General features: G+C 36.3%; 16 protein-coding genes and 1 tRNA gene. 12 read left to right on the top strand and 5 right to left on the bottom strand.

Features of this window, described 5'->3' with window-relative positions; translation table 11 throughout:
* Positions 1 to 18 precede the first annotated feature (18 nt).
* Positions 19 to 95 (bottom strand) — tRNA-Arg (locus tag Q4496_RS08270).
* Positions 96 to 192: 97 nt separating this feature from the next.
* Positions 193 to 1,368 carry a flagella assembly protein FlgT gene (locus Q4496_RS08265; protein ID WP_252727319.1) on the bottom strand — a complete coding sequence of 392 codons (1,176 nt, stop codon included), beginning with the start codon at positions 1,366 to 1,368 and terminating at the stop codon, positions 193 to 195.
* A 234-nt stretch (positions 1,369 to 1,602) separates the two neighbouring features.
* Between Q4496_RS08265 and Q4496_RS08260 the strand changes: the two genes are divergently transcribed.
* Complete coding sequence (locus Q4496_RS08260; protein ID WP_215971402.1) at positions 1,603 to 2,250, top strand: FlgO family outer membrane protein; 648 nt, start codon at positions 1,603 to 1,605, stop codon at positions 2,248 to 2,250.
* A gap of 16 nt (positions 2,251 to 2,266) precedes the next feature.
* Positions 2,267 to 2,734 (top strand): LPP20 family lipoprotein, encoded by a 468-nt coding sequence (locus Q4496_RS08255; protein ID WP_215971401.1) that lies wholly within the window; start codon positions 2,267 to 2,269, stop codon positions 2,732 to 2,734.
* Positions 2,735 to 2,868: 134 nt separating this feature from the next.
* Here the strand turns inward: Q4496_RS08255 and Q4496_RS08250 are convergent, their stop codons facing one another.
* The 3 genes from Q4496_RS08250 to flgA all read right to left on the bottom strand — a co-directional run bounded on the left by Q4496_RS08250 (position 2,869) and on the right by flgA (position 4,497).
* On the bottom strand, positions 2,869 to 3,300 hold the full coding sequence (locus Q4496_RS08250) for a flagella synthesis protein FlgN (RefSeq protein ID WP_215971400.1): 432 nt from the start codon (positions 3,298 to 3,300) through the stop codon (positions 2,869 to 2,871).
* Between the two features lie 59 nt (positions 3,301 to 3,359).
* A complete protein-coding gene (gene flgM / locus Q4496_RS08245) occupies positions 3,360 to 3,665 on the bottom strand; it encodes a flagellar biosynthesis anti-sigma factor FlgM (RefSeq protein ID WP_215971399.1) in 306 nt (101 codons plus the stop codon).
* Between the two features lie 139 nt (positions 3,666 to 3,804).
* Complete coding sequence (gene flgA, locus Q4496_RS08240) at positions 3,805 to 4,497, bottom strand: flagellar basal body P-ring formation chaperone FlgA (RefSeq protein WP_215971398.1); 693 nt, start codon at positions 4,495 to 4,497, stop codon at positions 3,805 to 3,807.
* A gap of 255 nt (positions 4,498 to 4,752) precedes the next feature.
* Here flgA and Q4496_RS08235 point away from each other — a divergent pair, with 255 nt between their 5' ends.
* From Q4496_RS08235 to Q4496_RS08190, 10 genes are all read left to right on the top strand, one after another.
* Positions 4,753 to 5,682 carry a chemotaxis protein gene (locus tag Q4496_RS08235; protein ID WP_303610218.1) on the top strand — a complete coding sequence of 310 codons (930 nt, stop codon included), beginning with the start codon at positions 4,753 to 4,755 and terminating at the stop codon, positions 5,680 to 5,682.
* Between the two features lie 39 nt (positions 5,683 to 5,721).
* Positions 5,722 to 6,552 carry a protein-glutamate O-methyltransferase CheR gene (locus tag Q4496_RS08230; protein WP_215971396.1) on the top strand — a complete coding sequence of 277 codons (831 nt, stop codon included), beginning with the start codon at positions 5,722 to 5,724 and terminating at the stop codon, positions 6,550 to 6,552.
* Positions 6,553 to 6,868: 316 nt separating this feature from the next.
* Positions 6,869 to 7,264, top strand: a complete 396-nt coding sequence (flgB, locus tag Q4496_RS08225; RefSeq protein WP_215971395.1) for a flagellar basal body rod protein FlgB — start codon at positions 6,869 to 6,871, stop codon at positions 7,262 to 7,264.
* Positions 7,265 to 7,266: 2 nt separating this feature from the next.
* A complete protein-coding gene (flgC, locus tag Q4496_RS08220) occupies positions 7,267 to 7,686 on the top strand; it encodes a flagellar basal body rod protein FlgC (RefSeq protein WP_215971394.1) in 420 nt (139 codons plus the stop codon).
* 10 nt (positions 7,687 to 7,696) lie between these two features.
* Positions 7,697 to 8,383, top strand: coding sequence for a flagellar hook assembly protein FlgD (locus Q4496_RS08215; RefSeq protein WP_303602993.1), 687 nt, complete (start codon positions 7,697 to 7,699; stop codon positions 8,381 to 8,383).
* A gap of 109 nt (positions 8,384 to 8,492) precedes the next feature.
* On the top strand, positions 8,493 to 9,788 hold the full coding sequence (gene flgE / locus Q4496_RS08210) for a flagellar hook protein FlgE (RefSeq protein WP_303602992.1): 1,296 nt from the start codon (positions 8,493 to 8,495) through the stop codon (positions 9,786 to 9,788).
* 233 nt (positions 9,789 to 10,021) lie between these two features.
* Positions 10,022 to 10,795, top strand: coding sequence for a flagellar basal body rod protein FlgF (locus Q4496_RS08205; RefSeq protein ID WP_303610217.1), 774 nt, complete (start codon positions 10,022 to 10,024; stop codon positions 10,793 to 10,795).
* Between the two features lie 45 nt (positions 10,796 to 10,840).
* On the top strand, positions 10,841 to 11,629 hold the full coding sequence (gene flgG, locus Q4496_RS08200) for a flagellar basal-body rod protein FlgG (RefSeq protein ID WP_215971391.1): 789 nt from the start codon (positions 10,841 to 10,843) through the stop codon (positions 11,627 to 11,629).
* Positions 11,630 to 11,674: 45 nt separating this feature from the next.
* Positions 11,675 to 12,382, top strand: coding sequence for a flagellar basal body L-ring protein FlgH (flgH, locus tag Q4496_RS08195; protein WP_215971390.1), 708 nt, complete (start codon positions 11,675 to 11,677; stop codon positions 12,380 to 12,382).
* Positions 12,383 to 12,452: 70 nt separating this feature from the next.
* Entirely contained in the window at positions 12,453 to 13,535 is a 1,083-nt protein-coding gene (locus Q4496_RS08190; RefSeq protein ID WP_303610216.1) for a flagellar basal body P-ring protein FlgI, read from the top strand.
* The last annotated feature ends 11 nt before the right edge of the window (positions 13,536 to 13,546 follow it).

Raw genomic sequence — 13,546 nt, 5'->3', positions numbered from 1 at the left:
TTAAATTTTTGATTTTTATGGCGCCTTTGAGAAGATTCGAACTTCCGACCTAGCGCTTAGGAGGCGCTTGCTCTATCCAACTGAGCTACAAAGGCGTTTTGAAGTGGTAAATTAATGACCTAACTTTATGGTGCATATTCTATTGCTTTATGAGCATAAAGTTAAGCTTTACCTTTGCTTTATATACTTTTTTTAATATCGTACTGCTACATCATTTATTTGAATATTATCTAGTAAATCATTATTCAACGTTTTTGCTGTTGCACTTTGTGATGTGAGTTTGGTTACTTTAACTTTATGAGGGCTAATATTGTAACCCGTATAGCTTTTTCCTTGTTGACTAACGAAAGTGCTACTATGGAGTAACGTGAACTCATCACCAATTTTCACGCCATGATTTTTACCTAAATTTATTGTAATTTGGTTGCCTTGGACTTGTATTATTTTTCCTTCATTCGGCTCACACATAACATTTTCGTCAATATCATTTATTGTTCGACTAAGTAAAGCATCAATCATATTACCGTAATCGCTCTGCCAAAAGGTGGTGGCGTGTACATCAATACTTCTTCTTTTATTGAAATCCCAAACCGCAGAGTCTTGGTAATTACCTTGCCATATTTGTTCGCCACTAAAACCATTGTATAAATAAAGGGTAAAATCGAAATTTCTAGGGTAGGTCGGTTGTTGCCATACTTTTAATGAATTTGTTCTTTGCTCTTGCAAAGACATATCGTTAATTTCACTAAAAAGAACATATTGGCTGTCGGTATTTTCAGCTAGAGAGATTGTGAGTTGTTTTATTTTTTCTTCATTGAAACTATTATTTAAACGCGAGAATTCTGTTGAGCTTTTAAGTAATAATTTACCCCCGCTATAGCTACTTTGATTTTTAAGTTTTTTATTTAGCTGTTTGATCATGGCGGAATCAATTTGATATATTTTGCCAAGGTTTGCGTGTTCTCTTTGAAGTAAGTGGCTTTTGGTGATCAAAATTGATTTTTTGTAATCTAACGAGAAACACTTTTTTTCTTGAGGAAAAATATCGGCACGTATAGTAACGCTAATCATATCGTTACTATGAAGCTCTTCTATTAATTCAATTGAATTCACACTGCCACTAGCACGTATACTTATTTGATCTTGAGTGAGCAACCCATTCACTACTTGTTGAATACTTGAAACGCTAGCACCAGCGACAAGTAATGCTTTTTTTAACGCATTTTCCATTGCCTTAGTTCGCGCTACTTCAACCGAGTCTTTAGCTGTTGATGCATAGCCTTGAGCCTCATACCATTGTGCATTAGTAATAGCGCTAGTTACCATTAAGCTGATAGATAAAATGATTTTTTTAGATATAGTATACATATACTCTCTCATGAAAATGAAAAGCCTGTTTTAGGCATAGTGCAATTTACAAGGAACTTTACTATAGAGCTTATGCACAATGTGTGCCTGTTTATTTTAACTAACCTTGTACTTGAAGCTTAATTGGCTTGAAATGTGCATTGTTTTATAGCAATAAATAATCGAATAGATAAAAAGTTCATTGCTTAAGCTAGCGAAATATAGCATAAATGTTGAATTATTAAGGGGTTCACTATGATAAAGTGGCTGATACCATTACTGCTGCCGACTCTTTTATCTTGTAGCAATACAGTAAAAGAAGATAACTTTTATAAGATAAAGCAAACAGATAAAAGTGAGATAGATAGTTATAACTTACCTAAGCATGCCATTAATGATTTAGTAAAAGGTTTAGCGTATCAAATGTTAGCAAATAGTAGTTTTGTTAACGCGAAAACGCCGGTGGCTGTTGCTTCGTTTGTGAATTTAGAGGATCTTGAGTCAACTAATTGGCTAGGAAATCAAATAGCAGAAAGCTTTGTGCATGAATTACAGAGTCATGGTTTGGTCATTATTGACTACAAGGCTACAGGTCATATTCGTGTTACAAAAGCAGGCGACTATGTTTTTAGTCGTGATTGGGAAGAGCTTCCTGAACGTCAGATTATTGACTATGTAGTCACAGGAACTATGATGGAGCAAGAAGACGGGATTATCGTTAATGCACGTATGATTGGCATTCAATCTCATGTTGTTGTTGCTACAGCACAATCTTTTATTCCTAAATGGGTTGTAGGTGCAGAAAAAAATCATGGTGAACATGTCATAATGAAAGACGGTATGATGATTCGCAGTAATCATAAATTAATTAAAGAGCAGCGCGCTGTTGCTATTCAACAGTAATTTAAGAGGTGAAATAATGATAAATGCACGCTTTAAAATAATAACTGCTGTTGTAAGTTTACTGTTTATTGCTTCTTGCACAAGCATGTACGATAAGCATGTACAATGGCAAGTAGTTGAACCACAAGTATTTCCTATTATTCACGGTATTGGTTACGCACCAATAAGTTTACAAAAATCTGATAACAAAACTCAACGGATGCTAATGGCCATTAAAGCGTCGAAAATTGCCGCTTATTCAGAGTTAGCAGAGCAAGTTTATGGGCAACAAATTAGTAGTTCAACAACTATGGCTGATATGTTAATTGAAAATCAACAATTAGTTTCATCTATAAAAGGCTTAATTAGAGGCGCTAAAGTCGTAAAAAGTTATCCGGTAGGGGATACTTATACAACAGAATTACAGCTTGATTTCAAAGACGTGTATGAAATATATCAAGCAAATTTACAGCGAAAAGAAATTAAGAAGGTCGAATACTTTTAAACGTAGGGTACACTCGATTCAACCAAGCTTCATTATAGAGGCTTGTTTTGTATTAATGAAATATTGACTTGAGGTTATTTTGAGTCAGTTATTCTAATAGCTAATAATTTGAATAACTGAAGTATATGACTTATCTAAGCTTTCATCTCTATGCTGCTTAATCCACCAGATTTCTTACCTTTACTATCATAAGTCATTGATGATTTATTGTTATTTTCTAATAACGTTGTTTTCATACGCTGAACAGCTAGCTGAGATTGCGCTATTATTTGGCCATTTATTTTGTTTTTTTGTTGGCAAAGGTGTAATAGATCTTCAATTTCAGTGAGTTTTTCATCAAGAACCCCGGCTTTTTTATCTATTGAGAAAGCTTGGTTAAGACTAATTTTTTTATCTAAATCTTGAATAGCAACCAACAATAAGTTTTTTTGCTCACTAATTTCTAGTAATGCGTCAGGTTGATGTTGCTGTAAAATAAGTTTTTCACTACTAATAATTTGCTCTAGTTCTTGTAATTGAGCAAATTGTTGAGAAATTAACTCTATTGATTGAGGGGAAGCTGACATTAAGTACACCTTTATTATAGCAAAGGGTGATTATCACCCAGTCCCACGGTTATATCAAATTATAACGTAAATTCAAACTTAGCCATGCTAGCAGCAAGCTTTTGCGGATCTATTTTATACTCACCAGAGGCAATTGTTTTTTTCAGCTCTTCAATTTTCTCTTGATTGATCACAGGTGCATCAGCTGATTTTTTTTGTAATTCTTTGAACTGTTGCGCTTGTGGCGTCAAGGAAACAGAGTCGCGAGCAACATGTTTAGTTTGTGGGCTATGTGCTGTAGTTTGAGCCACATCTTGTTTAGCATGAGACTGCTTATTTTGGTTGATCTGTGCTTGGTTATTTAAGTTATTGATATTTATAGTCATAATATTACCCTACGGTAAAAAGTTCTTCTAAAGTTTATTCATTAACTTTATATCGGCAAAAAGTAAGATAACTTAAATAAAATACACTAAAAATTTTAGGGTAAAATAATTTCCGACGGTAAAGATTAGATCTTAAAAATTATAGGTTAATAGTAACCTGATTAACAGCACTAATTTGAGGCTTAATTATTCGACCAGAACGTGAGTTTTTAACCTCAATCTGTTCATGTAAATTACCTGAGCTTAGTGCAGTACCTTTTGTTTTAATTAAAAAGTTATCGTTTTTTGCAATAATAGTAATAACGTCTCCTTTACAAACTAAACATATGTTTGATTTAGTAATGGTGCGTTCATTGCCGATTCTTTTTTCTGCTTTACTACCCAACACTGAGTTTATATCGGTAATCCTCTCACCACGTATTTTGTTTGTGGCAATGTAATCTATTGCAATATTCTCTTTAGTGAGCACTTCACCTTTCTCAATCGTACTCGTTGTAACAACAACTGCAAAGGTTCTTTCAATTTTAGCAGGTAAGTATAATTGCCAAGGAGTTGCATCATCACAAGTTATATTAACATTAACATTCCTACGATTGGTATTTTCAGGTATATTTGCTTTAATAGGTACTTGGCAAGGTTTTATTATTATTCTTGTATCTATATTGGTAACATTAAAGGATATTCGTCCATCAGCTGGCGCAGGTATATTGGCTTCTAGGTATTTTTTTGCAAATGACTCTATATAAGCTCTATCCCATGTTGTCGCTAAACTGATGGAGGGTAAAAGCATTAATAAGCAGATAAAAGAAAGATAAACGATACTTGTACGCATGATTTTTTGCCATATATTTTTAGGTTAATTCAAATACTCGACTATGCTCTTAACTAGGGTAACATAGTTATTGGCACATTAAGTTTATACTATGAGTATATTAATTATATTCATTACTTATAATATAGTGACATACTAAGCATCAGTTTTTTGTCACTTATTTTGACATACAGTAAATACAATCAAGAATTGTGCCTTTTTGTTCTATTCAATATAGGATTAATGATAGCGCTCTTGATTATAAATGAGGTTTTTATGGCAGGTATATTAGACTCGGTCAATCAGCGAACACAATTGGTTGGTCAAAATAGATTGGAATTACTACTTTTTAAATTGGTAGGTCGCCAACGTTTTGGAATTAACGTTTTTAAAGTAAGGGAAGTATTACAGTGTCCTAAATTAACCATGATTCCTAAACAAGACTCTTTTATTAAAGGGGTTGCTCATATTCGTGGACAAACTATTTCAGTTATTGATATGAGTAAAGCTATTGGTGGGCCAGCGATAACGCAAACTGAAGATTCTTTTATTATTATTGCTGAATATAATCGTAGTATTCAAGGCTTTCTAGTGGCAGGTGTTGAGCGGATTGTTACGTTAAGCTGGAAAGACATGATGCCACCTCCTGAAGGAACAGGGAAGTCTAGCTATTTAACTGCTGTTACTGAAATTGACAATCAAATGGTTTCTATTTTAGATGTAGAAAAAATATTGAATGAAATTAGCCCTGTTTCAACTGATTTAAGTGATGGTGTTGTTGATAAAAGTGTGGGCGAAGATCTCGGTGAACGAATAGTGATGATAGCGGATGATTCAACCGTGGCACGTAATCAAGTAAAAAGAGCATTAGAGCCATTAGGTATTAAAATGGCGTTAGCAAAAAATGGGCAAGAGGCATTAGAGCAACTCATTGCTATTGCTGAAACGTGTGAGCATAGCATTACTGAGAAAGTAGCTTTAATGGTTTCTGATATCGAAATGCCAGAAATGGATGGCTATACACTAACCGCTGAAGTGAAAGGTAATGAACGTATGGCTAAAATGCCAATTATTTTGCATACATCACTGAGCGGTGTGTTTAACAATGCCATGGTTCAAAAAGTTGGTGCTGATGATTTTATTGCTAAATTTCATCCAGATGAACTAGCAACAGCGGTTAAAAAGTGGCTAAACCATCCATTATAAAAATAGTCACCATATAAAATAAATTAGGAAGTAGTACTAGTGTCAGTAAGACAACTTGACGATAAAAGTTATCATCAATTTAGAGTTTTTTTAGAGCAACAGTGTGGCATTGTACTAGGTGAAAGTAAGCAATATCTAGTTAAAAGCCGCTTAGCTCCGTTAATGAGCAAGTTTGGTGTTAATTCGCTTGGAGAATTAGTGACTCGAACGTTGTCACCCGTAGAGCGACAACTACGAGCTGCAGTGATCGATGCCATGACGACTAATGAAACACTATGGTTTCGTGATGATTACCCTTTTAAGCTATTAAAAAGTAAAATATTGCCCGAATTAGCTCAACGTAAAACGCCTGTCAAAATTTGGTCAGCAGCGAGTTCGTCTGGGCAAGAAGCATACTCTATTGCGATGTCAATTTTAGAGTATCAAAAAAGTAATCCTGGCAGCTTCTCAAGAGGTATACAAATTATTGGTACTGATATTTCAAGTACTATGCTGGAACACTGCAAATATGGCCATTATGATTCACTTGCGTTAGCACGTGGTTTGTCTGAAGAAAGAAAAAGACAGTTTTTTGAAAATGGTGATAATGGCATGCTGAAGGTAAAAGATGAAGTGAAAAAAATGGTAAGTTTTCGCCCGCTTAATTTACTTAATAGCTATAGTTTGATGGGACGTTTTGATGTTGTTTTCTGTCGAAATGTGCTGATTTATTTTTCAACAGAAATCAAAACTCAAATAATAAGTCAAATTCATGGCACTTTGAATGAAAGAGGGTATTTGTTTTTAGGTGCTTCGGAATCACTTTCTGGATTAAATGCTGATTTTGAGATGCTGCGTTGTAACCCAGGTATTATTTATCAAAAAAAATAAAAAGGGAATAATCTCCTTTTATTATTAATGTGCTGTAACCACTATAGTTGTGAAATTTACAATAAATAGAAGTTAGATAAACTTCACAACTTAGTATTTACTTAATCTACAACCTGCTATTTCACTGGATATTAACTTTACAAACCACATACTCCCCCCTTATTTATCCCTGCAACATACTTTCATTGCTTAATACTTTTTTATTTACTACTAGTAAGGTCGTTGGCAGCAATTTACTTTCTTTTTAATTTGTATCATCTTTATTGGCATAATTATTGAATGACTCAATGTTAAATATAATTAATGGTGAGTTATTATGGCTATTAGCTTTGATAAAGGTTTTGAACTTCACGCAAAGGGAATGCTTTTGCGATCTCAGCGAGCGGAAGTGATCGCTAGCAATATTGCTAATGCTGATACCCCTGGTTATAAAGCAAAGGGCATGGACTTTCAAAAAGCGATGCAACAAGCTGGTCAACAACAAATTGGCATGAGTAAAACTCACGCTAAACACTTTGATGTGCGTACTGAAATAAATAATAACATTGCTTTTCGCAATCCAGATCAGCCCGATACCGGAGACGGTAACACGGTAGATGTACAAGTGGAACGAAACTTGTATCTAGAAAACACATTAGAGTATCAAGCTGGGGTTCAGTTTCTTAACGGAAAAATAAAAGCCCTGAAAAATGTCATCTCAGGAGGTGCTTAATAATGAGCCTTTTTAACGTATTTAACATCACAGGTAGTGGTATGAGTGCGCAGTCAATGCGTTTAAATACCACGGCAAGTAACATTGCTAATGCTGACAGTGTTAGTTCAAGTGTAAGTGAAACATATCGTGCTAGGCATCCAGTTTTTGCCGCTGCTATGCAAAAAGCTGCCGGGGGACAAGAAAGTAGTGTTGGTGTACAAGTATTAGGGATAGTTGAAAGTAACAAACCTCTAAATGTTGAATACGCACCTGAACACCCTATGTCAGACAAAGACGGTTATATTTATAAACCTAATGTTAATGTTATTGAAGAAATGACCAATATGATTTCTGCGTCTCGTTCATATCAAACTAATGTGCAATTAGCAGAGTCAGCAAAAAACATGTTAACTAAAACACTGCAACTTGGTCAGTCATAAGGAGTAGGAAATGGAAACTGTTAGTGGTACAAATGGCCTTGACTCTCTTTATTGGCAAAAAGAAGAATATGAAACTGCTGATAGTGGTGGCAATGGCATGCTCACACAGGCTGATTTTTTTGCGTTGTTAACACAAGAATTAGCAAACCAAGATCCAACCGAACCTGCAGATAACAATGAAATGATCTCTCAAATGACCGCATTCTCTACAACAGACGGTGTAAGTCAGTTGAATGAATCTTTTGCTGGTTTTGCTAGTTCGATGACTTCAAGTCAAGCCTTACAAGCCTCATCTTTGGTAGGTCGAAGTGTTTTAGTTGAAGATAATGTTTTTGGCATGAGCGAAGGCGATTCAGTTCAAGGGAAAATAGTTACTACTGAGGCGGCAAGTAATATCACTATTTACGTTGAAAACGTTGCAGGTGAAATTGTTCAAACGGTACCTGTTGGCGATATGGCTGAAGGTGGTGCCGCCTTTACTTGGGATGGCCAAACGTCTGAAGGGGAAGCCGCAACTACTGGGGCTTATCGTTTTAGAGTTGTTGGTCTTGTTGATGGACAAGCGTCTGAATTGCAAGCAATGACTTATCGTAAGGTAGATAGTGTTACGCTTGCCGGTTCAAACGGTATTGTACTTAATCTTAATGGTGGTAGTGCGATGAAATTAGAAGATGTAGTTGAAGTTGCAGAAGGTTAATTGATTGGGGCAAAACTCAACAAAAAGATAAATTTTACAGGTTAGCATTAGAATGAATTAGAATGAAATGTAGCCTAATAAAGCAATGAATTTTTAAGAGGATTAAATTATGTCATTTAATATAGCATTAAGTGGGTTAAACGCAGCACAAAAAGATTTAGATGTTACGTCTAACAATATAGCTAACGTTAATACCACGGGCTTTAAAGAATCGCGTGCTGAATTTGTAGATGTATATGCAACATCTTTATTGTCATCAAGTAAAACAAAAGTGGGTGATGGTGTCTTAACATCTGAAGTTGCTCAACAATTCTCACAAGGTAGTATCGCTTTTACGACTAACTCGCTTGATTTAGCAATTACGGGGAATGGTTTCTTTGCAACAGTACCTGATATTGGTAGCTTAGAAACATCTTATACGCGAGCGGGTGAATATAAATTAAATAAAAGTAACTTTGTTGTTAACTCGGCTGGCGAATATTTGTTAGCGTTTGATGTTAACTCAGACGGCTCGTCTTCATCGGTTGCCTTAAGTACTGCATCACCACTACAAATACCTACTTCATCAGGTGCGCCAACCCCAACCAGTGAAGTAGACATCAAAATGAACTTACCTGCAAGCGCAGAGATTATTACTGCTCCTTTTGATATAAATGATAGTTCAACATTTTCAGAGTCAACCGCATCCAACATTTTTGATTCGCTAGGTCAAAGTCATATTGTGACGTATTATTTCGCAAAAACAGCGGATAATACTTGGGATATGTATACAGCAGTAGATGGTGACTTAGTCGATATACCAGGCGGGCCAGTTAATAATGGTGCTGGTATTAATGGAGCACAATTAGTGTTCAATTCTAGTGGTGGTTTTACAAGTCAAGATCCTGCTTTGATTGAAACGGCAGCATTAGGTGGAGCTATATTAAACAATGGCGCAGATCCTCTTCAACAAATAATTATTGATTTTAATTTAGGTGTATCTGGTGAAGAACCAACACAATGGACAGGTGAATTTTCACTTAATGGATTAGAAGACGATGGTTTAGCGGTTGGTCGATTAACCGGTATTGAGATAGGTACTGATGGTTTAGTAGAAGCTACCTATAGTAATGGTACGGCAGAGGCTTTAGCACGTATAGCATTAGTGAGTTTTGCTAACGAACAGGGCTTAACTCAAATAGGTGGTACATCTTGGAAAGAAAGTATTACTTCTGGTGACCCGATAGCGGGTGAGGCGGGCTCGGGTACGTTTGGTGAAATTAACTCATCAGCCTTAGAACAGTCAAATGTCAATCTAACCACAGAGTTGATTGATTTAATTTCAGCACAACGAAACTTCCAAGCTAACTCTCGTTCGTTAGAAGTGGATAATGATTTAAATAATACTATTTTACAAATTAGATAGTTAAGCAGTGATTTTATTTTAACTGTTGTATTATTGAACAAAATTATCTTTAAGCTGCTAGCTCTCGATGACTATGTTATTGGGGGCAGCAGCTTTTTCTTTTATTCTCTTATCTATTTCCTCTATATATTTCTTTTCAAAGTGCAGAAAAACATAGCATAAACTTCTTAATACATCTTTGGCATTGTCCTTGCATTTATTAACGTAACAATTTTTATTTTCTGGAAACCATTATGGATAAGATGCTTTATGTCGCCATGAGCGGTGCCAAACAAAATATGCAGGCGCTAGCAATTAACGCTAATAACCTCGCAAATGCCAAAACTACAGGCTTTAAAGCTGATTTAGCACAAGCGCGAACCATGCAAGCGTTTGGTGAAGGTCAACCAACACGTGTTTTTGCCATGACTGAACGCGCAAGCCAAAATTTTGACTCTGGCTCTTTATTAACGACTGGACGCCCGCTTGATATCGCAATCAAAGGCGACGGTTGGTTTGCTGTACAGACGCCGCAAGTAATGAATAGTGCCGTTGATCCTTTTGGACAAAGTGAAGCTTATAGTAGGCAAGGACATTTACGTTTAACAGAAAATGGCACCTTAGAAACGACCAGTGGTGAAGTTGTATTAGGAGACAATGGTCCTATTATTGTTCCTTTACCGGTTAGCAATATTCAAATCTCATCTGATGGAACTATTATGGTTCAGCCTGAAGGGGCGCCAAGTAGTGTACAGGAAGAAATTGGCCGCATTAAATTAGTTGACCCTGATGTTCGTTTATTAGAAAAAGGCGCTGATGGCCTATTTAGACGTAAAGATGGTCAAGCAGAACTGGCTAGTGTCGATGTACAAGTCCAAGGCGGTGCTCTTGAGTCAAGTAATGTTAATCCTTTGTCTGAAATGACAGACATGATCGCATTACAAAGACAATTTGAAATGCACTTAAAATTAATGAAAACAGCAGAAGAAATTGATTCAAGCAGTTCTTCATTATTACGTGCATTCTAGTCTTAAAGAAATGCATGAAAGCAATAAAATTTTTAGAGGTGATGTATGAACCCAGCATTATGGATAAGTAAAACAGGTTTAGACGCTCAAACCAAAGATATCGCAGTTATTTCTAATAACTTAGCGAATGCCAGCACTGTTGGTTTTAAAAAGAGCAGAGCAGTATTTGAAGATTTGCTTTACCAAAACATAAACCAACCAGGTGGACGAACGGCTAATGATAGTGAAGCACCTTCAGGTTTAATGCTAGGTGCAGGTACTAAAGTTGTTGCTACGCAAAAAATCCATACGCAAGGCGATATGCTAACAACAGATAATTCGTTAGATCTTATGATTCAAGGTGAAGGCTTCTTTGAAATTTTGTTACCTGACGGTTCATCTGCTTACAGCCGTAATGGTCAATTTACCATGGATGAAGAAGGTAATATGGTTACGCCAGGCGCTGGTTATGCGTTACAGCCACAGATTACTATCCCTGAGGACGCAATCAGTATTGTCATCTCACAAGACGGTGAAGTGTCAGTAACACAACAAGGCCAGGCAGAGCCTGCGGTAATTGGACAAATTAACACGGTTAATTTTGTTAACCCAACAGGGCTTGAGCCAATAGGACAAAACTTATTTACTGAAACCGCTGTAAGTGGTGCTCCACAAGAAGGTATTCCAGGTCTAGAGGGCTACGGTATGCTAGTGCAAGGCGCTTTAGAAACCTCTAACGTAAATACTACCGAAGAGCTGGTGAACTTAATCGAGTCTCAACGTGTTTACGAAATGAATTCGAAAGTAATTTCTGCTGTTGATGAAATGTTAAGTTATATCAACCAACAACTGTAATTTATTTTTAGTTTAAACAGGTAGGAAATAAGGTAGGAGGCAATAATGAAAAACAAACTATACAAATGTAGCTTTAATTTAATTGTAATGATGTTAATAGCGCTGTTAAGTGCTTGTAGTAACACTGTGGAATTAAGTAAAGTCTTACCTAATGATCCTGATTTTGCGCCTATTTTACCTGAGGAAGAAGAAGCAGCAATTATTCCGACAGGTTCGTTATTTAAAGCAAATTACGTTAACAATATTTATTCTGATTCTAAAGCACACCGTACTGGCGATATCATTTCGGTGATCTTAAGTGAAAGTACTCAAGCAAATAAAAATGCGAAAACAGAGCTGAAAAAAGAAAACAGCAGTGAGCTTGATACTGTTATGGGCTTAGGTGGCAATCCATTTACACTTAATGGTAATACATTAGAATTTGGCTTGAATCAAAACTCTAACTTTAAAGGCGATTCAAAAGCTGATCAGGGTAATAGCTTAAGTGGTGATATTTCGGTACATGTTTTAAAAGTTCTTCCTAACGGTAACTTAATGATACGTGGAGAAAAATGGCTTACGTTAAATAATGGCGATGAATACATCAGGTTAACAGGTGTTATTCGTCCTAAAGATATCAATTCAAACAACACTATTTTATCAACCAAAGTTGCTAATGCTCGCATTCAATATGCTGGTACTGGTAGTTTTGCCGATGCCAACGAGCAAGGTTGGTTAACTAAATTCTTTAATAGTTCATGGTGGCCATTATAGGTGTGAACTATCCTGCTGAGTTATGAAAAATTTGTCAGTAGATAATCCTATAATTAAAAAAGGTAATATTATGAAAGCAGTATTTACAATTATCATTATGTTGATGGCCTTTTCCAGTCATGCGCAGCGTATTAAAGATTTAACTGATGTTGCAGGCGTACGATCTAATCAACTTGTTGGTTATGGATTAGTGGTGGGGTTACCGGGGACAGGTGAGCAAAGTCCTTTTACCGAGCAAAGCTTCAAAACAATGTTAAGTAATTTCGGAATTACTATGCCTGAAGATCTTAAACCAAAGATTAAAAACGTCGCTGCTGTCGCTGTTCATGCAGAATTAACAGCTTTTGCCAAAGCAGGACAAACTATTGATGTAACTGTTTCCAGTATGGGGAGTGCCGAAAGTTTACGTGGTGGTACATTATTACAAACCATGATGATGGGGCTTGATGGTAATGCTTACGCTGTCGCACAAGGCAGTTTAGTGGTCAGTGGTTTAGGTGCTGGTGGTCTTGATGGTTCAAAAATATTAGTAAATACACCAACTGTAGGGCGTATAGCCAATGGCGCGACAGTTGAACGTGAAATTAAATCACCTTTTTCAATGGGGGATCATATCACTTTTAATTTACATAAATCAGACTTTACCACGGCCAAACGACTGTCTGATACTATTAATGACCTTATTGCGGGCTCAGCAAAAGCAATTGATGCAACGTCGGTACAAGTAACAGCACCAAGAGATATTGCTGACAGAGTTAGTTTCTTGTCGGTATTAGAAAATTTAGAATTTGAACCTGCATCACCTGCCGCTAAAATTATCGTTAATTCTCGTACAGGCACTATTGTTATTGGATCTGAAGTTCAATTACTTGCTGCGGCTATTACCCATGGTGGTATTACGGTTACGATAAATGAAGTGCAAAATGTCGTACAACCAGGGGCTTTTGCCGAAGGCGAAACTGCAATTGCTAACGAATCTAGTGTTAATGTTACACAAGAAGATGCACGTATGTTTGTCTTTGAACCAGGCGTATCGCTTGATACCTTAGTGAGAGCCATAAATGAAGTTGGTGCAGGGCCAGGTGATGTTATGGCTATTTTAGAAGCGTTAGATCAAGCGGGCGCAATTCGCGGCCAGCTTATCGTTATTTAACGGTAGAAATA

Origin of the sequence: Colwellia sp. 5_MG-2023 (genome assembly GCF_030547795.1) — a bacterium.
Classification (GTDB): domain Bacteria; phylum Pseudomonadota; class Gammaproteobacteria; order Enterobacterales; family Alteromonadaceae; genus Colwellia.
Note: the sequence above shows the minus strand (reverse complement) of the source record. Positions and strands in the feature narration are given on the sequence as shown.

What these genes read in the sequence shown, in the direction of transcription:
- Q4496_RS08235 (WP_303610218.1), top strand. Translation starts at nt 4,753, where the DNA reads ATGGCAGGTATATTAGACTCGGTCAATCAGCGAACACAATTGGTTGGT.
- Q4496_RS08215 (WP_303602993.1), top strand. Translation starts at nt 7,697, where the DNA reads ATGGAAACTGTTAGTGGTACAAATGGCCTTGACTCTCTTTATTGGCAA.
- flgB (WP_215971395.1), top strand. Translation starts at nt 6,869, where the DNA reads ATGGCTATTAGCTTTGATAAAGGTTTTGAACTTCACGCAAAGGGAATG.
- Q4496_RS08260 (WP_215971402.1), top strand. Translation starts at nt 1,603, where the DNA reads ATGATAAAGTGGCTGATACCATTACTGCTGCCGACTCTTTTATCTTGT.
- flgH (WP_215971390.1), top strand. Translation starts at nt 11,675, where the DNA reads ATGAAAAACAAACTATACAAATGTAGCTTTAATTTAATTGTAATGATG.
- flgG (WP_215971391.1), top strand. Translation starts at nt 10,841, where the DNA reads ATGAACCCAGCATTATGGATAAGTAAAACAGGTTTAGACGCTCAAACC.
- flgE (WP_303602992.1), top strand. Translation starts at nt 8,493, where the DNA reads ATGTCATTTAATATAGCATTAAGTGGGTTAAACGCAGCACAAAAAGAT.
- Q4496_RS08265 (WP_252727319.1), bottom strand. Translation starts at nt 1,368, where the DNA reads ATGTATACTATATCTAAAAAAATCATTTTATCTATCAGCTTAATGGTA.
- flgC (WP_215971394.1), top strand. Translation starts at nt 7,267, where the DNA reads ATGAGCCTTTTTAACGTATTTAACATCACAGGTAGTGGTATGAGTGCG.
- Q4496_RS08205 (WP_303610217.1), top strand. Translation starts at nt 10,022, where the DNA reads ATGGATAAGATGCTTTATGTCGCCATGAGCGGTGCCAAACAAAATATG.
- Q4496_RS08255 (WP_215971401.1), top strand. Translation starts at nt 2,267, where the DNA reads ATGATAAATGCACGCTTTAAAATAATAACTGCTGTTGTAAGTTTACTG.
- Q4496_RS08250 (WP_215971400.1), bottom strand. Translation starts at nt 3,300, where the DNA reads ATGTCAGCTTCCCCTCAATCAATAGAGTTAATTTCTCAACAATTTGCT.
- Q4496_RS08190 (WP_303610216.1), top strand. Translation starts at nt 12,453, where the DNA reads ATGAAAGCAGTATTTACAATTATCATTATGTTGATGGCCTTTTCCAGT.
- flgA (WP_215971398.1), bottom strand. Translation starts at nt 4,497, where the DNA reads ATGCGTACAAGTATCGTTTATCTTTCTTTTATCTGCTTATTAATGCTT.
- flgM (WP_215971399.1), bottom strand. Translation starts at nt 3,665, where the DNA reads ATGACTATAAATATCAATAACTTAAATAACCAAGCACAGATCAACCAA.